Source organism: Streptomyces sp. PA03-6a (assembly GCF_033792765.1).
GTDB lineage: Bacteria > Actinomycetota > Actinomycetes > Streptomycetales > Streptomycetaceae > Actinacidiphila.
Genome location: NZ_JARAVK010000149.1, coordinates 1 through 22,943 on the forward strand (window position 1 = coordinate 1; position 22,943 = coordinate 22,943).

A 22,943-nucleotide genomic window follows, 5' to 3' on the forward strand; every position below is an offset into this window, starting at 1 on the left:
GCCCTGGAGCGGCAACTGGCCGAGGAGCGTGCTCCCGAGCCCGCCGACCGCGGCGGGCTCGGGAGCACGCTCCTCGGCCAGTTGCCGCTCCAGGGCCTCCACGAACTGGCCCAGCAGCTTCCTGCTGACCTCTTCGATCATGCCCTTGCCGAACTGCGCGATCTTCCCGGTGACCGTCAGCCGGGTCTCCACCGTCACCATCGTCGCCTCGCCCTCGGGAACCAGCCGCGCGGTGATGCGCGCGTCGGCGTTGCCCTGGCCCCGGGCGTCACGACCGCGCGCCCGCAGCACCGCGGTCCGGCTCGCGGCGTCCTGCTCCTCGAAGGCGGCGGTGCCCTTGTACTGGACGGTCACCGGGCCGACCTTCACCTTCACGAGGCCGTTGTACGTGTCGCCGTCCCGCCCGGTGAGCTGGGCGCCCGGCATGCACGGCGCGATCCGCTCGACGTCGGTGAGCAGGGCCCAGGCCTGGTCCGGCGGCAGGCTCACTCGGAACTCGTTGGTGAAGTCCATCGAGGGCAGACCTCTCTTCCGGTCGTGGCGTCATCGGCGGTCCCGGACGGTGCCCACACCTTGGGCCCGCCGTCGCAGGCCGTCAACGCGCAGTTCAGCGTTCGCTTAAGACGCCGGTCGCGGGGCCGCCCGGGGAGCCCGCACGCCCGGGTCGTCAGCTCCAGAGCGTGACGTGGACCGGCGGCCGGAACTCCGTGAGCGGGACGCCGTTGGAGCGGGCGAGCAGGGCCTGCGTGGCGGCGGGGGTGGTGACGAACCGGCACAGGGCGGCGGCGACCGCGGAGCGCCGGTCCGAGGCGAGGGTGCTCGCGTACAGCATCCCGTTGATCGGCATGCCGAGGACGTCGAGGACGACGAGGTGCGAGCGCCGCAACTCCTCGCGCACGACGTGCAGCAGGGCCAGCGTCACCCCGTCGCCCGCGGCGACGGCGTTGAGCGAGGCGGTCACGCTGGGGAAGGCGGTGGCCTTGGCGGGGTCGACGCCGATGCGGGCGAGGAAGGCACCGGCGAGGGTGTCGGGGTCCATGCCGGCGGGGCCGAAGAGCCAGGGCTCGCGACCGAGCCGCCCGGGGGCGATACGGGAGTGCTGCCGCAACGGGTGACCGGGCGCCGCGACGACGACCAGCTGGAAGCGGAGGAAGGGCACGGACTCGATCGCCGGGTGCGGGGCCGGCGCGGGCCCGATCGTGACGTCGGCCCTGCGGTCCCTGAGCAGTTCGCCGAAGACCCCGACGGGCACCGCCAGCGTGTCGGCGTCCAGGTCGGGCTGGCGCCGTCCGAAGGACGCGAGAAGGGCGGGCAGCACCTGCTCGGCACCGGTCTCGGTGGACGCCACCCGCAGTTGGACGGTGCCGGCGCTGGCCTGCCGTACGCGGTGGCGGGTCTCCTCCGCCAGGCCGACGATCTCGGCGGCTCCCGCGGCCAGGCGCTGTCCGCCCGGGGTGAGGCTGATGCCGCCGCCCGCGCGGATGAAGAGGACGTCGCCCAGTTCGCGGCGGAGCGCCGCGACGGCCCCGGACACCGCGGGCTCGGTGACGCCCAGCGACTCGGCGGCAGCCTTGACCGATCCCAGTCGGGCCACGGCGACGAAGGCCCTCAACTGCGTGAGCGTCATGGGGACATTACATCTGTTCGAGCGTCAACTGTCTCAGTCCGGATTAACCATTCCCTTCAGTTGCCGTTGACCGACCCCGCCCGCGGCGCGAGTGTTCCCCCCACATGCACCCCGCATCGACCCACACCGTCGACCGTCCGGGCAGGGAAGGAGGGTGCCGTGCAGGTACCCGCTTCGTTCGAGTACCAACGGGCGCAGAGCGTGGAGGAGGCCCTGGAACTGCTGGGGCGCTTCGGCGAGGAGGCCAGGGTCCTCGCGGGAGGGCACAGCCTGCTCCCCATGATGAAGCTGCGTCTGGCCGGGCCGGAGGTGCTCGTCGACATCAACGACCTCACCGAACTCGACCACATCGACGAGACCGGCGGCGAGCTGCGGGTCGGCGCCCTCACCCGGCACCGCACCCTGCTGGAGTCGCCGCTGGTCGGCCGGCACTTCCCGATCATCCACGACGCCGAGCGGGTGATCGCCGACCCGCCGGTCCGCAACCGCGGCACCATCGGCGGCTCGCTGTGCCAGGCCGACCCGTCCGAGGACCTGTCGGCGGTGTGCGCGGCGCTGCGCGCGGTGGCCGTGATCCGCGGCGCGGACGGCGAGCGCACCGTCGCCATGGCCGACTTCCACCGCGGACCGTACGAGACGGCGGTCGGCGCCGGGGAGATGCTCACCGAGGTGCGCTTCCCGGTCCTGGCCCACTCCGGCAGCGCCTACGAGAAGCTGGAGCGCAAGGCCGGTGACTGGGCGGTGGCGGCGGCCGGGGTGGCGCTCTCCCTCGACGACGGTCGCATGACGCACGTCGGGGTGGGTCTGGCGGCGGTCGGCGCCGACGGGCTGCACGCGGAGGCGGTGCAGGAGCTGCTGGAGGGCCGTGAGCCGTCGCCGGAGCTCGTCGAGGAGGCCGGGCGCGTGGCGTCGGCGAGCTGCTCGCCCGTCACCGACAGCCGCGGACCGGCCGAGTACAAGCGGCATCTGGCCGGAGAACTGACCAAGAGGGCCCTGCGGCGCGCCGTCGCCCGGGCCACCGCCCCGGCCGCGGCCGCGAAGGAGGGATGACGGACGTGCGGATCACGGTGAACGTCAACGGTGAGGACCACACCCGTGAGGTGGAGGCCCGCCATCTGCTCGTCCGGTTCCTCCGCGACGACCTGGAGCTGACCGGGACGCACTGGGGCTGCGACACCAGCAACTGCGGCACCTGCGTGGTGCTGATGGACGGCGAGCCGGTCAAGAGCTGCACGGTCCTGGCCGCCATGGCCGAGGGCCATGAGATCCGCACCGTCGAGGGGCTGGCGGACGGCGACCGCCTCGACCCGGTGCAGCAGGGCTTCATCGAGGAGCACGGGCTGCAGTGCGGCTTCTGCACCCCGGGGATGATGCTCAGCGGCCGGGCCCTGCTGGACCGCAACCCCGACCCGTCCGAGGACGAGGTCCGCGAGGCCATCTCGGGGCAGCTGTGCCGGTGCACGGGCTACCTCAACATCGTCAAGGCCATCCGGTGGGCCGCCGCCCACGAGGCCGGCAGCCGTGCGGAAGCGGGGAGCCAGGCATGACCACCGTCGAGGAACCCGCCGCGCCCGCCGCCGAGGAGCGGCCGATCGGCTTCGGCCGGATGAAGCGCAAGGAGGACCCGCGCTTCGTCCGCGGCAAAGGCCGTTACGTGGACGACGTGAAGCTGCCGGGCATGCTGCACGGCGCGGTGCTGCGCAGCCCGTTCGCGCACGCCCGGATCGTGTCCATCGACACCTCCGCCGCCGAGGCGCACCCCAAGGTCAAGGCCGTGATCACCGGGGAGACGCTGGCCGGGCTCGGGCTGGCGTGGATGCCGACGCTGTCGATGGACACCCAGGCGGTGCTCGCCACCGACAAGGTGCGCTTCCAGGGCCAGGAGGTCGCCTTCGTCGTGGCCGAGGACCACTACGCGGCCCGCGACGCGATCGAGCTGATCGACGTGGACTACGAGCCGCTCGACCCCGTCATCGACGCGCGCCGCGCCCTCGACCCGGCCGCTCCGGTCATCCGGGACGACCTGGAGGGCCGTACGGACAACCACATCTTCGACTGGGAGGCCGGCGACCGGGCCGCCACCGACGAGGTGTTCGCCGGCGCCGACGTCGTGGTCGAGCAGACGATGCTCTACCCGCGCGTGCACCCCGCGCCGCTGGAGACCTGCGGCGCGGTGGCCTCCATGGACCCGGTCGACGGCAAGCTGACGCTCTGGACGACCACCCAGGCGCCGCACGCGCACCGCACGCTGTACGCGATGGTCGCGGGGCTGCCCGAGCACAAGATCCGGGTCATCTCCCCGGACATCGGCGGCGGCTTCGGCAACAAGGTCGGCATCTACCCCGGGTACGTGTGCGCGGTCGTCGGCTCGATCGTCACGGGCAAGCCGGTCAAGTGGGTGGAGGACCGCTCGGAGAACCTGATGAGCACCTCCTTCGCCCGCGACTACCACATGACGGGTCAGATCGCGGCGACCCGCGAGGGCCGCATCCTCGGTGTGCGCGTCAAGGTCCTCGCCGACCACGGCGCCTTCAACTCCACGGCGCAGCCGACGAAGTACCCGGCGGGCTTCTTCCACATCTTCACCGGCTCGTACGACATCGAGGCGGCGCACTGCGAGGTCACCGGCGTCTACACCAACAAGGCGCCGGGCGGCGTCGCCTACGCCTGCTCCTTCCGCGTCACCGAGGCGGTGTACCTGATCGAGCGTATGGTGGACTGCCTCGCGGCCGAACTCGGCGCCGACCCCGCCGAACTGCGGATGCGCAACCTGCTGCGGCCCGAGCAGTTCCCGTACCAGAACAAGACCGGCTGGGAGTACGACTCGGGCGACTACCCGGCCTGCCTGCGCAAGGCCATGGACCTCGCCGGCTACGAGGAACTGCGCCGCGAGCAGGCGGACAAGCGCGGACGCGGTGAACTCATGGGCATCGGGCTGTCGTTCTTCACCGAGACGGTGGGCGCGGGCCCGCGCAAGCACATGGACATCCTGGGTCTGGGCATGGCCGACGGCTGCGAGCTGCGCGTCCACCCCACGGGCAAGGCCGTGGTGCGGCTGAGCGTGCAGACGCAGGGGCAGGGCCACGAGACGACGTTCGCGCAGATCGTCGCCGAGGAACTGGGCATCCCGCCCGAGGACATCGACGTGGTGCACGGCGACACCGACCAGACGCCCTTCGGGCTCGGCACCTACGGCTCCCGCTCCACCCCCGTGTCCGGCGCGGCCGCCGCGCTGGTCGCCCGCAAGGTGCGGGACAAGGCACGAATCATCGCGGGGGCGATGCTGGAGGTGTCGCCCGACGACCTGGAGTGGACCAAGGGCCGCTGGTCGGTCAAGGGCGACCCGGCGATGACCCGGACGATCCAGGAGATCGCGCTGGCCGCGCACGGCGCACTGGAGCTGCCGGAGGGCGTCGAGGGCCATCTGGAGGCCACCACAGTCTACAACCCGCCCAACCTGACCTACCCGTTCGGGGCGTACATCTGCGTGGTCGACGTCGACCCGGGCACGGGCGCGGTGAAGGTGCGGCGCTTCATCGCGGTGGACGACTGCGGGACGCGCATCAACCCCATGATCATCGAGGGGCAGGTGCACGGCGGCCTCGCGGACGGGGTCGGCATGGCGCTGATGGAGTTCATCGGCTTCGACGAGGACGGCAACTGCCTGTCCGGCTCCTTCATGGACTACCTGCTGCCGACCGCGCTCGAGGTGCCGGCCTGGGAGCTGGGGCACACCGTCACACCGTCCCCGCACCACCCGATCGGCGCCAAGGGCATCGGCGAGTCTGCGACCGTCGGCTCGCCCCCCGCGGTGGTCAACGCGGTGCTCGACGCGATCGGCGTGCGTCACGCCGACATGCCGCTCACGCCCGGCCGGGTGTGGCAGGCCATGCGGCACGGCCAGGTCGAGGCGCCGCAATGAGCCAGGCCCCGGTGCTGGACGCGCGGATCGCCGATCTCACCGCGCGCCACGTCCCGTTCGTGAGGGCGACCGTGGTGCGCGCCCGCCGCCCGGCGAGCGCGCGCCCCGGCGACACCGCCGTGGTGCTGGAGGACGGCCGGATCGAGGGGTTCGTCGGCGGCGTCTGCGCGGAGGCCACGGTCCGCGCGCAGGCGCTGCGGACGCTGGCCAGCGGCGAGGCACTGCTGCTGCGGATCTCCCCGCAGGCGGCGGACGAGGGCGCCGGCGTGGAGCCCGAGGCGGAGGACGGGGCACTGAGCCTGCGCAACCCATGCCTGTCGGGCGGGGAGCTGGAGATCTTCCTCGAACCCCGGCGTCCCGTCCCGCGCGTCCTGGTGCTGGGCGACACGCCCATCGCCCGGGCCCTGACCGGCTTCGGCCCCGCCCTCGGCTACGAGGTCGCGGGGCCGCCCGCCGGCGGGTTCACCGCGCTGGCCGGGGTCCGCGCGGTCGTGGTGGCCTCGCACGGGCGTGACGAGGAGGCCGCGCTGACGGCGGCGGTGCGCGCGGGCGTGCCGTACGTCGGGCTGGTGGCCAGTCCCCGGCGCGGGGCGGCGGTGGTCGCCGGGCTGGACCTGACGCGGGAGCAGCGGGACGCGGTCCGTACGCCCGCGGGCCTGTGGATCGGCGCCCGTACCCCGGGCGAGATCGCGCTGTCCATCCTCGCCGAGGTGGTCGCCTCGGTACGGGGCGGGGACGAGGCGCACGGCGCGCCCCCGGTGGGCGGGCCGTCCGCCGCGGGAGAGCCCGCACCGGCCACCGCGCTGGACCCGGTCTGCGGGATGACGGTGGCCGCCGTACCGGACACCCCGCACTCCGACGCCGGGGGCGAGCGCCGCTGGTTCTGCTGCGCGGGCTGCCGCACGGCGTTCGAGGCCGACCCCGCCCGCTACGCGGAGGCGCGGTGAGCACGTTCGCGCAGGAGCGCGTCCCGGACGCCGCGGGTCTGCGCCGGGCGCTCGACGAGCACGGCTACCTCGCGGACCCCGGACTGGTCACCGCGCTGTTCCTGGCGCTGCGGCTGCCGCAGCCGCTGCTGCTGGAGGGCGAGGCCGGGGTCGGCAAGACGGAGGCGGCGAAGGCGCTGGCCGGTGTGCTGGGCGGCCCGCTGGTGCGGCTGCAGTGCTACGACGGCCTCGACGCGGCGGAGGCCCTGTACGAGTGGAACCACGCGCGCCAGCTGCTGGGCATCCGGCTCGCCGAGTCGCGCGGCGAACGGCTCGCCGAGGCCGACCTGTTCACGCAGGAGTACCTGCTGCGGCGCCCGGTGCTGACCGCGCTCACCCATCCCGGCCCGGAGCCCGCGGTGCTGCTGATCGACGAGATCGACCGGGCGGACGACGACTTCGAGGCCTTCCTGCTGGAGGTGCTGGCCGAGTCGGCCGTGACGATCCCGGAGTTCGGCACCATCCGTGCCGTGGTGCCGCCCGTCGTGGTGCTCACCTCGAACCGCACCCGTGATCTGCACGACGCCCTCAAACGGCGCTGCCTCTACCACTGGATCGACTACCCCGACCCCGAGCGCCTGGTGCGGATCGTCCGCCGCCGGGTGCCCGGGACCTCGGCGGAACTCGCGGAGGCGATCTCCGCGGCGGTGCGGCGGCTGCGCGGCCTGGAGATCCAGAAGGCCCCGGGCATCGCCGAGAGCATCGACTGGCTCGCGGCGCTCGCCCTGCTCGGCGTACGGCGCCTGGACGCCGAGGCCGCGGGGGCGACCCTGGGTACGCTGCTGAAGTACCGGGAGGACCAGGAACTGGTGCGGGACCGGGGCCTGGAGTGGCTCGTGGGCAGCGGCCGTGACGCCTGAGCCGGCGTCCGGGCCGGCGCGGCCGCTGCCGTTGCCGATGCCGCTGTTCGACACGGCGGAGTTCGGCGGCCGGCTCGGCGAGGCGCTGCGCCGCGCGGGCCTGCCGGTCACCCCCGAGCGGACGGTGTGCTTCCTGCGGTCGTTGCGACTGGTGCCGCCGGTGGACCGGGAGGCCCTGTACTGGACAGCGCGGCTGGCCTTCGTGACCGACCGGGAACTCGTCGCGCCCTTCGAGCGGGTCTTCGAGGGTGTGTTCGGCGGGCTCGGGGGCGTTCCCGCGGAACGCGGGGACCGTACCGCCGCTCCCCCGGACGCCGCCGAGGACGCCGCGCGGCTGGCCCCGTCCCCCGGCGCCCGCACGGCACCGGGCCCGGCACCCGCCGGGACGGGGCCGGCACGCACGGTGGCCGGGCCCCGCACCGGGGAGGAGGCGGCCGGCCCCGCAGGGACGGTGCCGACGCTGGGCAGCACCGCGGAGGTCGTCGCCCACAAGGACTTCGCCGCCCTGAACGCGGCGGAACTGGCCGCCCTGGACCGGCTGATGGAGCTGATTCTGCTGCGCACCCCGCTGCGCAGGACCCGGCGCCGCGACACCGATCCGCACGGCCCCCGGGTGGACCCGCGCCGCACGCTGCGCGCGATCCGCACGACGGGGCTGGAGCCCGTGCGCCTGGCCCGGTCGCGCCCCCGGCTGCGGCGCCGCCCGCTGGTGCTGCTCTGCGACGTCTCGGGCTCGATGGAGCCGTACGCCCGTGCCTACCTCAGGCTCTTCCCCCGCGCGGCGGCGGTCGGTGTGGCCGCCGAGGTCTTCGTCTTCGCCACACGCCTGACCCGCCTCACCCCGGTGCTGCGCCACTCGGGGCGGAGCGGGGTGGACGCGGCGCTGCGCCGGGCGGGGGCCGCCGCGTCGGACTGGTCGGGCGGCACCCGGATCGGGCACGCGCTGGCGGAGTTCAACGACCGCTTCGGCCGCCGCGGCATGGCACGCGGCGCGATCGTCGTGATCTTCTCCGACGGGTGGGAGGGCGAGGACCCGCGGGCGGTGGGGCGTGAGGCCGCCCGGCTGCGGCGGCTGGCGCACCGCGTCATATGGGTCAACCCCCGCAAGGCGGCGCCGGGTTACCTTCCCCTCGCGGGCGGCATGGCGGCGGCGCTCCCCCACTGCGACGAGTTCGTCAGCGGCCACACCTTCGCCGCGCTCGCCGAGGTGGCCGAGGCGATCGGCGGAAGCGCGCGGGGAAAAGGAACCGGAAAGGAAAGCGGAAAGACAAACGGAAGGGGGCCGGGCCGACGGGAATGACGTCCCTGACGGCCCGGCCCGCTGTACTCTCCTTCGATTCCCGGATTTCAGCTCCGGTATTCACGGGAATCGCGGTACGGATCCGCCTGCTCGCCACCGAATGCCTCGAAGCGCGCGGCGGGAGCCGGGACGTGATAACTCGCCGGTGCCGTGTGTTGCACGGCCTCGGGAGCCGGGCGGTTCTCGTACGGTCGGGAGGTGAATTCCTCCCGCGGCGCCGCCCCCGGGTTCCCCACGACCTCGACGGGATTCACCAGGACGGCGAAGAGGACCAGCAGCACCTCGATGCCCAGGCCGATGATGAGCGGGGCGACGAGGGTGATCCCGGTGACGCCGTCCTCGCTCACGACCCCCGACACGCTCCGTACCGTGACGGCCGTCATGGCCGTGTAGTGCATGCCGCTGATGGCGATCGCCATCACCAGCGAGGCTCCCACCGTCGCGCGGGCCCCTGTCACGCGCAGGGTGAACCAGAGCGCCACGGTGGCGGCCGCCACCGCGATGACCACCGAGAGCACCACGAGCGTGGTCGTGTAGTCGAAGGTGCCGGGGAAGCGCAGGGCCGCCATGCCCAGGTAGTGCATCGCGGCGACTCCGATCCCCGCGCCGACTCCCCCGGCGAGCAGCCCGCCCCAGGACCGCTTCAGGCCGGCGACCAGCATGCCGACACCCACGATCACGATCGCGACGACCAGGCTGAGCGCGGTCAGCGGCACGTCGTAACGGAGTTCGACGCCGTCGACGGAGAAGCCGAGCATGGCGATGAAGTGCATGCCCCAGATGCCCGACCCGAGGGTCAGCGCCCCGGCGGCCAGCCACGGCCAGCCCTTGGCGAGCCCCCGCGCGTGGAAGCGGGCCGCACAGGCGAGCCCGAGGCCCGAGCCCAAGGCCGCCATCACGTAGGCGAGCACGGGATAGAAGGCGTGCGAATACAGATGTTGCTGGTGCCCCATTGATGAACTCCCCACCTGGCACAGACGGCGAGCACTACGGCTGCGGACCGGGCCGGCATCTTTGCCTGCCGTCCCCTCCGGCGCGCGCCGTCGACAATGCGGCACCGGGCGATCCCGCAGCGAACGATTGCCGTTCCATGAGACACGGACAGGCGGGACCGGCCCGCCGGCCCCCACCCGGACGACCGATTCTTGAACCTTATACTAACTTCTCCGCGACGCCGCATGCCGACGGAAACGGAAACAGTAAGTTCCCGCCCGGATAATTCTCACCACCGTGAATTCCCGTCAACCCGGTGGCCGGACGGAGGCATTGGGCGGGCTTTCCCGGGCGGTGGACCGCTCGGCCCGTTCTTTCGGTCCCGGTCGGCGGCACCACGCGCATCGCCACCGGTGGCGGGGCGTCGGCGTCTACCCTGTGGGTCATGCACCAGCCCCGACGGCGCGACCGGCGTCCGGCTCGCCCTGCGAGGCCGGGGTCCGGCGAACGCCAGGTCGCGCCCGTGGAGGTGGCGGGGGCCGGCGTCGTGGTCGTCGGCCTCTTCTCCGCGAAGGAGAAGGACTTCGCCGCGCTCATGGATGCGGCGGCCGCGGAACTGACGGCGCGCGGTGCCCGGGTCGTCGGGCGGATCGTCCAGCGGCGCGGTGTCTCGGACGGCGGGGTCGCGAAGATGGCCCTGCCCTATTCCTCACGGACCCTGCTGAGCCACGGGAAGGTCCGCGAGGCAGCCGCGGTCTGCGAAGGGGCCGATGCCGACGCGGCGGTCTTCGTCGCCCCGCTGACCGAGCGCCAGCGGCGCGTGCTGACGGGGATGCTCGGCTGTCCCGCCGTGAGCCTCTCCGAGGTCCTCGCCGCGGGCCGGCACCGCCCGCCCGGTTCGTCCACGGCGTGACGCGGCGCTGCCGGACGACACGGCCTACCGCCGCGCGCGGTGCCGGAAGGTGCTCGCGTACGCGCGGGCGAGGGTGAGCAGGGCGGGACCCAGCGGACGCGGGGCGGGTCGCCGGGCGAGCGTCGCGCCGGCTCGCTCCACGCTGCGCAACCGGTGCCCCTGGAGCGCGATGAGGGCCCTGACCATGGGGCGGTTGGGCTCCGGGACGAGGTCCACGAGCCCGCACGCGCCGGCGAAGCCGGACCGCACCAGCCCTGCCTGGTCGCGGACGAGCGCGGCCACCGACGCCGGGTCGGGGTCCCGGGCCAGGGCCGCGCGGCTCAGGCCGTGGCGGGCCAGGGCGTCCTCGGGGACGCCCAGCCGCCCGTCCGCGAGGTCCTCGGCCATGTCCTCCAGGAAGTCCAGGCGCTGGGCGGCCTCGATGAAGGTGCGGCAGGCGGCACGGTAGGCGTCGAAGCCGGTGGGCGGCGCGAGCAGTCCCGCGACGAGGAGGAAGGCGGGCAGCGCGTACGCGTCGACGTAGGCCTGGAAGTCGGCCTCGGTGGCGAGGCCGCGCCACTCGGCGTCGGCGGGGGCGGCGACGAGGTAGTCCGCGACGATGCCCCGGAGCGCCGGCCGCCGGGTGACGGTGTGGGCGAGGGCACGCGTCAGCGGGTCCCCCGGATCACCCGCGAGGGCCGCGCGGACCTGCGCCTCCCACGCGGCGAAGGCACCGCGGCCGTCCGGACCGCGGTCCAGCAGGTTGTCGCTGTGGTGCATGAAGGCGGTGGCCGCGAGGGCGTCGGGGACGAGCGGCGCCGGCAGCAGCAGCCGCACGGCGGCGTACGAGGCCCGGTCGAAGCGCGCCACCAGGCGGCGTTGGGCGGTGTACGCCTCGCGCAGGGCGGGGTCGGTGATGCCGGCCCGGTCGAGGGTCTTCCGCCACCTGCTCATCGCTGCGCCGCTCCCGTCGTCCGCCGGCCGGACGTCACCCCTGACGTCACCCGATGATCACCCAAACGCAGAAAAACCCGCAAACTCACTGGCGTGATCCGGTCGAACCATCGCCGACCTGCGTCACCTCACTTCCGGAAGCGGGCAGAAACGGGCGCACTCCGCCCTTGTACGGGCTGACCGCACCGCTCCCCCCGGCGGTATAAATCTCGGACGGGCGGAAACGGGCGGCCGATGCCCGAACGGCCATGACGGAACCGGGACCAGGGAGGTGCGGCCATGCGCGGCGACGAACGGCAGCACAGGATCCTGGCCCTGGTGCGGCAGGCCGGACGGGTGGAGGTCACCGCACTGGCTGCGGACTTCAAGGTGGCACCGGAGACGATCCGCCGCGACCTCAGCGAACTGGAGCGGCGCGGACTGGTCCGCCGGACCCACGGCGGGGCGTACCCGGTGGAGAGCGCCGGCTTCGAGACGGACCTGGCCCGCCGCGAGACCCACCAGGTGGAGGGCAAGCGCCGGATCGCCGCGGCGGGGGTGAAGCTGCTCGGCGAGGCGGAGACCGTCTTCATCGACGAGGGCTACACCCAGCAGTTGCTGGCGGCGCTGCTCCCCACCGGCCGCCCGCTGACCGTGGTGACCGCCTCGCTGCCGACCGCGGCGGCGGTCGCCCAGTCCCCCGAGACCACCGTGCTGCTGCTCGGGGGCCGCGTACGGGGCCGCACCCTGGCCACCGTCGGCTCCTGGGCCACCCAGATGCTGTCCTCCTTCGTCATCGACCTGGCGATCATGGGGGCCAACGGCATATCCCGCGACTTCGGCCTGACCACCCCCGATCCCGTCGTCGCGGACGTCAAGGCGCAGGCGGTGCGCTCCGCGCGGCGCCGCGTCCTGGTCGGGATCCACACCAAGTTCGGCGCCTCGAGCTTCTGCCGGTTCGCGGAGATCGGCGACTTCGAGACGATCGTCACCGACACGGGCCTGCCGGCCCCCGAGGCCCACCGCTACTCGCTGCTCGGCCCCAACGTGATCCGCGTCTGATCCACCGCACCTCCCCCTCCACCCTGCGCGCGAGCCGCCGCAGGTCGCCCCGGCACACCCCGACGCGCCCCGGGCCGCGGGCCCGCCGCCGGGATCCCCCTCACAGGAAGGCCTCCCCATGTCCAGGACCGACACCGACCGCGCAAGGGCGCCACGGCGCCGCGCCGCCGTCCGGCTGACCGCACTCGGGGCCTGCACGGCCCTGCTCGCCACCGGCTGCGCCGGCGCGGGTGGCGGCGGAGGGGACGGCGAGGGCGACGGCGCCTCCGTGAACGTCCTCATGGTCAACAACCCGCAGATGCTGGACCTGCAGAAGCTGACCGCGTCGCACTTCACCAAGAGCACCGGCATCAAGGTCAACTTCACGGTGCTGCCCGAGAACGACGTCCGCGACAAGATCAGCCAGGAGTTCTCCAGCCAGGCCGGCACCTACGACGTCGCGTCCATCAGCAACTACGAGGCGCCGATCTACGGCAAGAACGGCTGGCTGGCCCCGCTGGACGACACCGTCGCCAAGGACCCGGACTTCGACCAGGCGGACATCCTGCCGTCGATGAGGGAGAGCCTGACCGGCGCCGACGGGAAGCTGTACGCGGAGCCGTTCTACGGCGAGTCGTCGTTCCTGATGTACCGCAAGGACGTGTTCGAGGCGAAGGGCCTCACCATGCCCGACCGCCCCACCTGGCAGCAGGTCGGCGGCCTCGCGGCGAAGGCCGACGGCGCCGAGCCCGGCATGAAGGGCATCTGCCTGCGCGGGCTGCCCGGCTGGGGCGAGGTGATGGCTCCGCTGACCACCGTCGTCAACACCTTCGGAGGCACCTGGTTCAGCAAGGACTGGCAGGCCCAGGTGAACGCGCCCGCCTTCAAGGAGGCGACGAAGTTCTACGTCGACCTGGTCCGCGAGCACGGCGAGGCGGGCGCGCCGCAGGCCGGCTTCGCGGAGTGCCTGGGCGCCTTCCAGCAGGGCAAGACCGCCATGTGGTACGACGCCACCTCGGCGGCCGGGATCCTCGACAGTGCCGACTCCCCCGTCGCCGGCAAGGTCGGCTATGCCCCGGCGCCCGTGGTGAAGACCGACAACTCCGGCTGGCTGTACACCTGGGCGTGGGGCATCCAGAAGGCGGGCAAGCACCAGGACGACGCGGCGAAGTTCGTGGCCTGGGCGTCCGGCAAGGGGTACGAGGAACTCGTCGGCGAGAAGCTCGGCTGGGCCCGCGTCCCGGCGGGCAAGCGCACCTCCACGTACGCGAACGCGGACTACCTGAAGGTGGCGGGCCCCTTCGCCAAGGCCACCGAGGAGGCCATCGCCGGGGCCGACCCGCGCGACCCGGGCGTCCAGCCGCGGCCGACGCTCGGCATCCAGTTCGTCGACATCCCCGAGTTCCCGGACCTCGGCACCAAGGTCTCGCAGGAGATCGCCTCCGCGATCGCCGGGCGCACCTCGGTGGACGCGGCGCTGGACAAGGCCCAGCAGCTCGCGGAGAAGGTCGCCGCCCAGTACCGGAACGGGTGATTCGGCCATGACCGGTACGTCGAGCGCCGTCACGCAGGAGGTGCGCGGCCGGGCACCGGTCCGGGCGGCGGCCGCCCGGACCGCGGGCCCCGGCCGGGCCGCCGCGTGGGCCCGGCGCGCGCCCCTGATGCCGGCGCTGGTGTTCATGGTGGTCGTCACCCAGCTGCCCTTCGTGGCCACGCTGGTGATCTCCTTCATGGACTGGAACGCCCTCTACCCCGACCGGCGCGGCTTCACCGGACTGACCAACTACGCCGACGTGTTCGGCGACGCCGACCTGCGGGCGTCCGTACTGACCACCGTCTGGCTCACGGCCGGCGTCGTCCTGGTCAGCCTCGTGCTGGGACTGGGCCTGGCGCTGCTGCTGGACCGGCGGTTCCGCGGCCGCGGACTGGTGCGGACCCTGCTGATCGCGCCGTTCCTCCTGGTTCCGGTCGCCTCGGCGCTGCTGTGGAAGCACGCCCTCTACAACCCCGAGTACGGGCTGTTCAACGGCGCCCTGACCTGGCTGTGGCAGCTGTTCGGCAGCGAACGCCCGCCGCAGCCGGACTGGATCACCTCGATGCCGCTCGGGGCGATCGGGGCCTCGCTGGTGTGGCAGTGGACCCCGTTCATGATGCTGATCCTGCTCGCCGGACTGCAGAGCCGCTCCACGGAGGCGGTGGAGGCGGCCCGCGTCGACGGCGCGAACGCCTGGCAGGTCTTCCGCTTCCTGACCCTGCCCCACCTGCGGCGCTACCTCGAACTGGCCGCGCTGCTGGGCTCGGTCTACGTCGTGCAGAACTTCGACGCGGTCTTCACCCTCACCTCGGGCGGCCTGGGCACCGCCAACCTGCCGTACACGATCTACGAGTCCTTCTACAAGGCGCACGACTACGGCCGGGCCTCGGCGGCCGGCGTGGTCGTGGTCGCCGGGACCATCGTCGTCGCCACCCTCGCGCTGCGCCTGGTGTCGACGCTCCTGAAGGAGGAGTCCTCATGAGCGCCGTGGCCGCGCCCGGTGCGCGCAGGCGTCGTTCCGCCTCCCTGTGGGGGCTGGTCGCCTGGGCCGCCGCCCTGCTGTTCGTCGCGCCGATCGCATGGATGGTGGTGACCTCGCTGCACAGCGAGACGGACGCCGCCACCAACCCGCCCTCCCTCGGCGCCGGGCTCACCCTCGACGGCTACCGGGAGTTCTTCGGCGCCGCCACCGGCGCCAGCCCGTGGCCCGCCCTGGTCAACTCCCTGACGGCGAGCCTGGTCTCCACCCTCCTGGTGCTGGCACTGGCGATACCCGCCGCCTACGCGCTGTCGATCCGTCCCGTCCGCAAGTGGTCCGACGTGCTGTTCTTCTTCCTGTCGACGAAGATGCTGCCCGCGGTGGCCGGGCTGCTGCCTATCTACCTCGTGGCGCAGAACCTCGGACTGCTGGACAACGTCTGGCTGATGGTCCTGCTCTACACCTCGATGAACCTGCCGATCGCGGTCTGGATGATGCGGTCCTTCCTCGCCGAGATCCCGGTGGCGATCATCGAGGCCGCCGCGATCGACGGCGCAGGACTGCCGGCCGTCTTCCGCCGCATCGTCATCCCCGTCTCCGCCCCCGGCATCGCGGCCACCTCGCTGATCTGCTTCATCTTCAGCTGGAACGAGATGCTCTTCGCCCGGGTGCTCACCGGTGTCCGTTCGGTGACCGCGCCGGTCTTCCTCACCTCCTTCGTCACCAGCCAGGGACTCTTCCTCGCCAAGGTCTGCGCCGCGGCCGTCGTGGTGTCCCTGCCCGTCCTCGTCGCCGGATTCGCCGCCCAGGACCGACTGGTCCAGGGCCTGTCACTGGGAGCCGTCAAGTGAAGGCAGTCGTCATCGCCGAGCCCGGGAAGATCGAGCTCGCCACCGTCGAGGACCCCGCCCCCGGTCCTCGGGACGTGGTGGTCGCGGTCGCGGCCTGCGGCCTGTGCGGAACGGATCTGCACATCCTGCAGGGCGAGTTCGCGCCGACGCTGCCGATCGTGCCGGGGCACGAGTTCGCCGGCGAGGTGGTCGCGGTCGGTTCGGCCGTCACGGAGGTGGCGGTCGGCGCCCGGGTCGCCGTCGACCCCTCGCTGCACTGCGGCGAGTGCCACTACTGCCGCCTGGGCCGCGGCAACCTGTGCGAGCGGTGGGCCGCGATCGGGGTCACCGAGCCGGGCGGCGCCGCCGAGTTCGCCGTCGCACCGGTCGCCAACTGCGTGGTCCTGCCCGACCACGTGGCCACCGCGGACGCCGCGCTGATCGAGCCGCTGTCGTGCGCCGTGCGCGGCTACGACGTGCTGCGCAGCCGGCTCGGCGCCCATGTGCTGATCTACGGCTCGGGAACGATGGGCCTGATGATGCTGGAGCTCGCCAAGCGGACGGGGGCGGCCAGCGTGGACGTCGTCGACGTCAACCCCGAACGGCTCGCCACCGCAAGGCTGCTGGGCTGCGACAACACGGCCGGCTCGGCGGAGGAGATCGCCCGCCCGCGCGGGTGGGAGGTCGTCGTGGACGCCACCGGCAACGCCGCCGCGATCCAGGACGGGCTGCAACGGGTCGGCAGGGGTGGCACCTTCCTGCAGTTCGGGGTCGCCGACTACGCCGCCCGCGCGGTCATCGAGCCGTACCGGATCTACAACGAGGAGATCACCATCACGGGCTCCATGGCGGTCCTGCACAGCTACGAGCGGGCCGCCGAGCTCTTCGCCGCCGGGGTGCTGGATCCCGGGGTGTTCATCAGCGACCGCTTCCCGCTCACCGACTACCCCCACGCCATCGAGCGCTTCGCGGCGGGGGTCGGCCGCAAGATCCTGGTGCGACCGTGACCGCGCCCGCCACGCTGGTCGCCGGCGAGGCACTGACCGACGTGGTCGTCGGGCCCGACGGGACGCGGCAGGCCCACCCGGGCGGCAGCCCGGCCAACACCGCGCTCGGTCTGGCCCGGCTCGGGCACCCGGTCACCCTGGCCACGCGCATCGGCCGGGACGCGCACGGCGACGCACTGGTCGAACGGCTGGTGGAGGGGAGCGTCGCGCTGCTGCCGGGGTCGGTCGTGGACGCACCGACGTCCACGGCCAGGGCCGAGCTCGACGGGAGCGGCAGCGCCGCGTACCGGTTCGACATCACCTGGGACCTCCCCCCGGTCGGACCGCTCGGCGTGCCGGGGCACCTCCACACCGGTTCGATCGCCACCGCGCTGGAGCCGGGTGCGGGGCGGCTGTTCGCCCTGGCCGCGGCGGTCCGGCGGCGTGGGCACACCGTCTCGTACGACCCGAACCTCAGGCCCGCGCTGCTCGGTCCGCCGGAGACCGAACGGCCGCGCGTGGAACGGCTGGTGGCGCTCGCCGACGTGGTGAAGGCCAGCGAGGAGGACCTCGGGTGGCTCCACCCCGGACGGGATCCGGGCGAGGTCGCCGCCGACTGGGCGCGCCGCGGTCCCCGCCTGGTCGTCCTCACCCGGGGCGCGGGAGGTGCCGAGGCCCACTGGGCACCGGGGGGACGGCACCGTGTCCCCGCCCACCGGGTGGAGGTCGTCGACACGATCGGCGCCGGTGACGCCTTCATGGCGGGTCTGCTCGCCGGTCTCCTCACCGCCGGGCTGCTCGGCGGGGCGGCGGCCCGCGGGCGGCTGCGCGCGGCCGCGGACGGCGGTCCCGTGCCGCCCGCGGTGGCCGACGCCCTGGAACTCGCCGCGCGGGTCGCGGCTCTGACCTGCGGGCGGGCGGGCGCGGACCCTCCGTTCCTGGCGGAGGTGACACCCGTCGTGTGATGATCCCGCGGACGGCACTCCCACGCACCGAGGGGCGGTACGCCGATGTGGCCGCGGGTCGACGGAATGCGCTCCATGGAGCTCGGCACGCCCGACGCGCTGCGGGACGAGCTGAACTCCCTGGTCCTGGCGGGCAGGAAGACCGCGACGACCGGACTGCTGTCCGAGTACGTCGAGGAGTCCGAGGGGCTGGAGTTCGTCGGCGAGCGGCTGGCCCTGCTGGACCGGGAGAGCCGCTGCGTGGGCGTCATCGAGATCACGGGCGTGGCGGTGACGTCCTTCGCGGACGTGACGTGGGAGCACGCCGCCGCCGGGGGTGAGGGGGACGCCTCCCTCACCGACTGGCGGGCCGGGCACCGCCGTTTCTGGGAACGCGCGGGCACCCCCGTCGAGGACGCGACGTCCGTGGTGTGCCTGGCGTTCCGGCTCGTGACGGCGGGGGGCTGACCGTGCGGCTCCGCATCGAGGCACGCGACCTGCCCGGCCGCGGCTTCGGCGACCACGCCGGCGTCCACGTCGCCGTGCAGCGCCGCGCCCGTTCCTCGGAACTCCTGGACCCGCGGCCGGGGGACGCCGCGGCGGCGACGTGGGACCTCGACTGCCGGGTCCGTGAGACCCCTGACGGCGTCGACGTCACGGGCCCCTACGTCCAGGGCGGCCCCGGCGCCCGCTTCGTCTACCTGTCCTGGGGCACGCTGGCCGGTGACGGCGGCTTCACGATGTTCCGCCGCGCCAAGCTCATGCTCGACGGCGTAGGGACGGGGACGCTCCGCGAGGCCGCACGCTCCGGGATGCTCGTCGGGCGGCTGGGCCTCACCGACGCCAGGGGCGGCCCGCTGTGCGCCTCCGTACGGCCGCCGCTCATCTCGTGGTCGGCGCAGGCGCCTGACGCCAGGGGCTGACGAGGACGCGCGAACGGGACCGCCACCCCACCGGTGGGCGCGCCCACGGTCCGCACGACCGCTTCCGCCTTCCCACCGGCGCCGGGCAGTGGTCCCGTTCCGTCACAGGGGGGCTCGGGTCCCTCAGTCCTCGCCCCTGACGATGTTCCATTCCTTGCCGCTGTCGGGCTCCCGCTGCGGCGGATTGCCCCGGCCTTCCTTCACGACAGCAGGCCGGCAGGTGCGTATCTGCTGGTCGCGGGGGATGCGGGTGCTGGTCGGGTGGCCGTTGCGTGTGTCCACGGCTGGGCGCCTCCTCAGGTCTTCTCGACACCGCATACCCGTTCGAACGTGATTTACACGACATAACATTCCCGATCAGGGCATGTTTCTCGTGGACACCCGGCGGGCGCCCGGCGGCCGTCGCGCTGCGCGATGGCCGCGGCACCGACCGTGTCCGCCACCGCGCGGGCGGTCCGTGGGCCGTCGGAATGCGGCTGCCCCGGGCCGTGCGGTGGAAACCGCTCCGGGCAGCCGCATTCAGCGGGTGGGGTGCCACTCGGCGAGCAGGACGGTGGCGTCGTCGTCGAGACGGCCGTGCCGGTGCGCCAGGAGGGCGTGGACGAGCCGCCGCAGGGCCTCCGGGGCGGGGTCGCCGAGCGCGGTGGCGTGCACGACGTACTCGGTGAGGCGCCGCTCGCCGAACTCGTCGCCGCCCTCGGTGCGGGACTCGGTCACGCCGTCGGTGTGGACCAGGACCCGGTCACCGGGTTCCAGCCGTGTGGAGTGGACGGAGCGCGGGCGTCCGCCGCACTCCGGACCGAGGCCGAGCGGCAGGTCCGCGTCGCGCTCCAGGGCGCCGGTGACCACGTGCCGGGCGCGGATCAGCCGGGGCGCGGGGTGCCCGCAGTTCGCCCACGCGAACTGGCCGCTGCGGACGTCGAGGTCGGCGAAGACCGCGGTCGCGAACCGGTCCGGGATCCACTCGGCCAGGGTCTCGTCCACGGACTTGACGATCTCGCCGAGGTCCGCGCCGGCGCGCCGGGCCGCGCGGCAGCCGGCCAGCGCCACGGCCGCCACGAGCCCCGAGGCGAGGTCGTGGCCCATCGCGTCGACCACCGCCAGGTGCAGGTGGTTCCCCTGGAGGCTGTGGTCGAAGGCGTCGCCGCCGATCTCGTACGCGGGTTCCAGCACGGCGCTGGAGGTCACCTCGGCCGTGCCGAGGGTCCGCGGCGGCAGGAAGGCCCACACCAGCTCCGCGGCGGCGCTCATCGGGCGGCTGCGGACGAGCCGCAGCATGTCGTCGCCCGCCCCCGCACCGGAGACCATCGCCAGGCTCGTCACGTCGGCGAGCGCGCGGCAGCGGGCGAGCAGTTCGGGGTCGATCCGGTGGGCGGTGACCTCCATGACGCCGATCCGCTCCACGCCGTCCACGAGCGGGAGCCACATCGTGATCCGGTCGTCGCGCTCGCTCAGGCGCAGGGAGACCGTCCGGTAGGCGGCGCCCGCGGGCGTGCCGTCGACGGCCACGGCGCGGCGCGCACCGCCGGCCGGGCCGCCCGGCAGCGGGACGAGCCGGGACTGCTGTACGTCGGCGAGGAGGACCGTCACGTCGTCGAGGCCCACCTCGTGGGCGGCACGTGCGAGGGCGGCGCCCCAGTCCTCCGGGGCGACCTCGTGCGAGCGCTGCAGGAGCCCGCTCAGCAGGGTGCCGAAGCCGGTGTCGTCCACCGTCACCATCACCTGTCGGTGCGCGTCCCCGGCCGCGGGCCGGGACGTGGGGCACTTGCCCCGGACACCTCGCCCGAAACATCGCACCGCCCCTGACCTGCGGCTCCGCCTGGTCACGCGATGCCGCGGCGGCGCGGGCATCCCCGGATCGCCTACAGGCGCCGGTTCCGCAGAACGTCATATTCCAGCAAATCGAGTGCCAATACGGGCGTGCCGCGCCTTAACCGGCACACCGAGGCCCGACGCTTCTCGTGTCCCACCCGTGCGGGTGCCCACGGCACCCGCGGAGACAGGAGTCGATCCATGCGCGTTTCCCGTTTCGTGGCCGCGGTCGGTGTGGCCGTGGCCGTCGTCCTGGGCGGTGCGGCCGGCGCCGGCGCCGTCACGCCGGAGTCCGTCCGCGCCCACGGCACGCACGCCACGCACGGTGACCACGGGCGCGGCCACCACAGCCACCACGGCAAGCGTCATCACCACCGCTGGCACGGGCACCGGACGCACCGTCACCACCACGTCGTCAACCACCACCGCCGCTGACCCTCGGCCCGATCCGCGCGGAAACCCCCCGGGGGCGCCGCTCCGCGAACGCGGAGGGCGCCCCCGGGCGCGTGCGGGCCGGCCGGCTCAGGCGGTCTGGGCGCTGCGCAGCGCGGCGTACGGGCCGCCTGCGCGGAGCAGTTGCTCGTGCGGGCCGACCTCCGTGATCCTTCCGTCGTCCATGACGACGATGCGGTCGGCGTTGCGGATGGTGGACAGCCGGTGGGCCACCACGAAGACGGTGCGGTTGGCCACCAGGCGTTCCAGCGCCTGCTGGACGAGGGCCTCGGAGCGGGAGTCGAGGGCGGAGGTCGCCTCGTCCAGCACCAGCACACGGGGGTCGCGGATCAGCGCGCGGGCGATGGCCAGGCGCTGCTTCTGGCCGCCGGACAGCCGGGCGCCCCGCTCGCCGACGACCGTGCCGAGACCGGCCGGCAGCCGCTCCACGAACTCCAGGGCGTTGGCGGCCCGCAGGGCCTCCCGTACCGCCTCCTCGGGGACGCCCGGCATGCCGTACGCGACGTTCTCCCGGATGGTGCCCTCGAAGAGGATGGACTCCTGCGGCACGACGGACACGAAGCGGCGGTAGCTGCGCAGGTCCAGGGTCTCCATGTCCGCCCCGTCCAGCAGGATCCGGCCCTCGGTGGGGCGCAGGAAGCCGATGACGAGGTTGAGGACGGTCGACTTGCCGGCCCCCGAGGCGCCCACCAGTGCGATGGTCTCGCCCGGTCGGACCGAGAGCGAGAAGTCGCGCACCGAGTGGTCGGCGGCGTCGTCGTAGGTGAATCCGACGCCCTGGAAGTCCACCCGCCCGCGGACGGCGGCCACCTCGGACTTGCCCGCGTTCTGCTCGAGGTCGGGCGCCTGCAGCACCTCGCCGACCGAGCGCACCGACTCCAGTCCCTTGCTCACCACGGGGGTGAGGCTGAGCAGGGTGGTCACGGCCGCGGTGAGGGCGGAGAAGTAGGTGGTCAGCATGACGACGTCGCCGGGGGTGACGCCGAGCCAGCCGTGGTACGCGGCGAGCGCGGAGCCGAGCAGGCAGCAGGTGCCCAGGACGTTGAGGACGATCCAGGCGAGGGAGCCGAAGCGGCCGTTGAGCCGGTCCAGGCGCAGCCCCGCGGTGAGGACCTGGCTGAGCGTGCCGTCCACACGGCGCAGCGCGGTGGACTCCAGGCCGTGGGCGCGGGTGATGGGGATGAGGGTGGTCATCTCGGTGACCCGCGAGGAGAGTTGCTCGACCTCCTGGCGGAACGATTCGTTGGACTCGCGCAGCCGCCCCCGCAGCCACATCACCAGCGCGGACGTCGCGGGCACGACGACCAGGAAGACCGGCAGGAAGGACGGTGCCTGCACGGCGATGACCACCAGCGCGCCCAGCAGCGTGGCGAGCGCGGACAGGCCCATGTCGCCGGTCTGCTGGACCGCCTGCTCGATGGCCTCGACGTCCCGGATGACCTTGGTCTGCAGGACCGCGGAGTTGACCTTCGTGTGGTAGCCGATGGAGAGCTGCTGCATGCGCTGGCACAGCGCGGAGCGCAGCCGGGTGCCGGTGCGGCGGGCGCTGCCGTACCAGCAGCGCACGTACAGCAGGTGGAAGGGGTAGTTGAGGACCAGCATCAGCAGCAGCACGCCGGTGCCGAGCAGCATGCCCGACAGCGGCCGGTGCTGCACGATGACGTCGATGATCTGCGCGGTGACCAGCGGGGTCAGCCAGATCGGGGTGTGCTTGACCATGAACGCCAGCACGGCCAGGGCCAGTCGGCCGCGGTCGTGCCGGAAGAGGTAGGCGAGGGTGCGGATCGGGTGCTCACCGCGGTAGCGGTGGTCGAGCGGGCCGTGCGGCGACGCCATGCGGGGACTCCGGGTGCACGAGGGCGCGGGGTGATGAGACGGCACTGGCTCATCGTCCGGTCACCGCGGAATCCTAGGCTGTGAGCGCTCCCACGGACACCGTCAGGGGGGCGCTGACCGGTCCCGGCCGACTGGGGGGCCGGTCCGGGGGC

23 protein-coding genes are annotated in these 22,943 nt (G+C 73.5%); 16 read left to right on the forward strand and 7 right to left on the reverse strand.

Annotation, left to right across the window (positions count from 1 at the left end; translation table 11 throughout):
* Both PV350_RS29650 and PV350_RS29655 read right to left on the reverse strand, forming a co-directional pair.
* A partial coding sequence (locus PV350_RS29650) for an SRPBCC family protein (protein ID WP_500336978.1) occupies positions 1 to 513 on the reverse strand: 513 nt, incomplete at its 3' end.
* Between the two features lie 154 nt (positions 514 to 667).
* Positions 668 to 1,627 carry a LysR family transcriptional regulator gene (locus tag PV350_RS29655; RefSeq protein ID WP_499515657.1) on the reverse strand — a complete coding sequence of 320 codons (960 nt, stop codon included), beginning with the start codon at positions 1,625 to 1,627 and terminating at the stop codon, positions 668 to 670.
* Positions 1,628 to 1,786: 159 nt separating this feature from the next.
* Between PV350_RS29655 and PV350_RS29660 the strand changes: the two genes are divergently transcribed.
* From PV350_RS29660 to PV350_RS29685, 6 genes are read left to right on the forward strand one after another with little or no spacing between them, the layout of a single operon-like run.
* Positions 1,787 to 2,677, forward strand: a complete 891-nt coding sequence (locus tag PV350_RS29660) for an FAD binding domain-containing protein (RefSeq protein WP_499515656.1) — start codon at positions 1,787 to 1,789, stop codon at positions 2,675 to 2,677.
* Positions 2,674 to 3,174, forward strand: a complete 501-nt coding sequence (locus PV350_RS29665; RefSeq protein ID WP_499515655.1) for a (2Fe-2S)-binding protein — start codon at positions 2,674 to 2,676, stop codon at positions 3,172 to 3,174. The genes PV350_RS29660 and PV350_RS29665 overlap by 4 nt, the downstream gene beginning before the upstream one ends.
* Positions 3,171 to 5,549: an aerobic carbon-monoxide dehydrogenase large subunit gene (locus tag PV350_RS29670; protein ID WP_499515654.1), complete on the forward strand. Its 2,379-nt coding sequence runs from the start codon at positions 3,171 to 3,173 to the stop codon at positions 5,547 to 5,549. Before PV350_RS29665 ends, PV350_RS29670 begins: the two co-directional genes overlap by 4 nt.
* Positions 5,546 to 6,496 (forward strand): XdhC family protein, encoded by a 951-nt coding sequence (locus PV350_RS29675; protein ID WP_500336981.1) that lies wholly within the window; start codon positions 5,546 to 5,548, stop codon positions 6,494 to 6,496. The genes PV350_RS29670 and PV350_RS29675 overlap by 4 nt, the downstream gene beginning before the upstream one ends.
* The gene (locus tag PV350_RS29680) at positions 6,493 to 7,395 is read left to right on the forward strand and encodes an AAA family ATPase (protein WP_499515652.1); all 903 of its coding nucleotides are present in this window, start codon (positions 6,493 to 6,495) and stop codon (positions 7,393 to 7,395) included. The genes PV350_RS29675 and PV350_RS29680 overlap by 4 nt, the downstream gene beginning before the upstream one ends.
* The gene (locus PV350_RS29685; protein ID WP_500336983.1) at positions 7,385 to 8,695 is read left to right on the forward strand and encodes a vWA domain-containing protein; all 1,311 of its coding nucleotides are present in this window, start codon (positions 7,385 to 7,387) and stop codon (positions 8,693 to 8,695) included. The genes PV350_RS29680 and PV350_RS29685 overlap by 11 nt, the downstream gene beginning before the upstream one ends.
* 47 nt (positions 8,696 to 8,742) lie before the next feature.
* Here the strand turns inward: PV350_RS29685 and PV350_RS29690 are convergent, their stop codons facing one another.
* Positions 8,743 to 9,648: an MHYT domain-containing protein gene (locus PV350_RS29690; RefSeq protein ID WP_499515650.1), complete on the reverse strand. Its 906-nt coding sequence runs from the start codon at positions 9,646 to 9,648 to the stop codon at positions 8,743 to 8,745.
* 425 nt (positions 9,649 to 10,073) lie between these two features.
* Here PV350_RS29690 and PV350_RS29695 point away from each other — a divergent pair, with 425 nt between their 5' ends.
* The gene (locus PV350_RS29695) at positions 10,074 to 10,541 is read left to right on the forward strand and encodes a hypothetical protein (protein ID WP_499515649.1); all 468 of its coding nucleotides are present in this window, start codon (positions 10,074 to 10,076) and stop codon (positions 10,539 to 10,541) included.
* A 24-nt stretch (positions 10,542 to 10,565) separates the two neighbouring features.
* Here PV350_RS29695 and PV350_RS29700 read toward each other — a convergent pair whose 3' ends face one another.
* Complete coding sequence (locus PV350_RS29700) at positions 10,566 to 11,474, reverse strand: squalene/phytoene synthase family protein (RefSeq protein ID WP_500336986.1); 909 nt, start codon at positions 11,472 to 11,474, stop codon at positions 10,566 to 10,568.
* A 279-nt stretch (positions 11,475 to 11,753) separates the two neighbouring features.
* Between PV350_RS29700 and PV350_RS29705 the strand changes: the two genes are divergently transcribed.
* The 8 genes from PV350_RS29705 to PV350_RS29740 all read left to right on the forward strand — a co-directional run bounded on the left by PV350_RS29705 (position 11,754) and on the right by PV350_RS29740 (position 18,690).
* Positions 11,754 to 12,515, forward strand: coding sequence for a DeoR/GlpR family DNA-binding transcription regulator (locus PV350_RS29705; protein WP_499515647.1), 762 nt, complete (start codon positions 11,754 to 11,756; stop codon positions 12,513 to 12,515).
* A gap of 118 nt (positions 12,516 to 12,633) precedes the next feature.
* Positions 12,634 to 14,028: an ABC transporter substrate-binding protein gene (locus PV350_RS29710; protein WP_500336988.1), complete on the forward strand. Its 1,395-nt coding sequence runs from the start codon at positions 12,634 to 12,636 to the stop codon at positions 14,026 to 14,028.
* Positions 14,029 to 14,035: 7 nt separating this feature from the next.
* The gene (locus PV350_RS29715; RefSeq protein WP_499515645.1) at positions 14,036 to 15,010 is read left to right on the forward strand and encodes a carbohydrate ABC transporter permease; all 975 of its coding nucleotides are present in this window, start codon (positions 14,036 to 14,038) and stop codon (positions 15,008 to 15,010) included.
* Complete coding sequence (locus PV350_RS29720; protein WP_499515644.1) at positions 15,007 to 15,858, forward strand: carbohydrate ABC transporter permease; 852 nt, start codon at positions 15,007 to 15,009, stop codon at positions 15,856 to 15,858. Before PV350_RS29715 ends, PV350_RS29720 begins: the two co-directional genes overlap by 4 nt.
* Positions 15,855 to 16,844: a zinc-dependent alcohol dehydrogenase family protein gene (locus PV350_RS29725; protein ID WP_499515643.1), complete on the forward strand. Its 990-nt coding sequence runs from the start codon at positions 15,855 to 15,857 to the stop codon at positions 16,842 to 16,844. Before PV350_RS29720 ends, PV350_RS29725 begins: the two co-directional genes overlap by 4 nt.
* Positions 16,841 to 17,788: a carbohydrate kinase family protein gene (locus PV350_RS29730; protein WP_499515642.1), complete on the forward strand. Its 948-nt coding sequence runs from the start codon at positions 16,841 to 16,843 to the stop codon at positions 17,786 to 17,788. The genes PV350_RS29725 and PV350_RS29730 overlap by 4 nt, the downstream gene beginning before the upstream one ends.
* A 75-nt stretch (positions 17,789 to 17,863) precedes the next feature.
* A complete protein-coding gene (locus tag PV350_RS29735) occupies positions 17,864 to 18,235 on the forward strand; it encodes an ASCH domain-containing protein (protein WP_500336991.1) in 372 nt (123 codons plus the stop codon).
* Positions 18,236 to 18,237: 2 nt separating this feature from the next.
* Positions 18,238 to 18,690, forward strand: coding sequence for a DUF5990 family protein (locus PV350_RS29740; protein WP_500336993.1), 453 nt, complete (start codon positions 18,238 to 18,240; stop codon positions 18,688 to 18,690).
* 123 nt (positions 18,691 to 18,813) lie between these two features.
* On the opposite strand, the gene PV350_RS29745 is transcribed toward PV350_RS29740, so the two are convergent.
* Together PV350_RS29745 and PV350_RS29750 are read right to left on the reverse strand one after the other, a co-directional pair.
* The gene (locus tag PV350_RS29745) at positions 18,814 to 18,972 is read right to left on the reverse strand and encodes a hypothetical protein (protein WP_179279708.1); all 159 of its coding nucleotides are present in this window, start codon (positions 18,970 to 18,972) and stop codon (positions 18,814 to 18,816) included.
* A 237-nt stretch (positions 18,973 to 19,209) separates the two neighbouring features.
* Positions 19,210 to 20,409 carry a PP2C family protein-serine/threonine phosphatase gene (locus tag PV350_RS29750; RefSeq protein ID WP_500336995.1) on the reverse strand — a complete coding sequence of 400 codons (1,200 nt, stop codon included), beginning with the start codon at positions 20,407 to 20,409 and terminating at the stop codon, positions 19,210 to 19,212.
* A gap of 294 nt (positions 20,410 to 20,703) precedes the next feature.
* On the opposite strand from PV350_RS29750, the gene PV350_RS29755 reads away from it, so the two are divergent.
* Entirely contained in the window at positions 20,704 to 20,937 is a 234-nt protein-coding gene (locus tag PV350_RS29755) for a hypothetical protein (RefSeq protein ID WP_499515638.1), read from the forward strand.
* Positions 20,938 to 21,024: 87 nt separating this feature from the next.
* Here the strand turns inward: PV350_RS29755 and PV350_RS29760 are convergent, their stop codons facing one another.
* A complete protein-coding gene (locus PV350_RS29760) occupies positions 21,025 to 22,791 on the reverse strand; it encodes an ABC transporter ATP-binding protein (protein ID WP_499515637.1) in 1,767 nt (588 codons plus the stop codon).
* Positions 22,792 to 22,943: the final 152 nt, after the last annotated feature.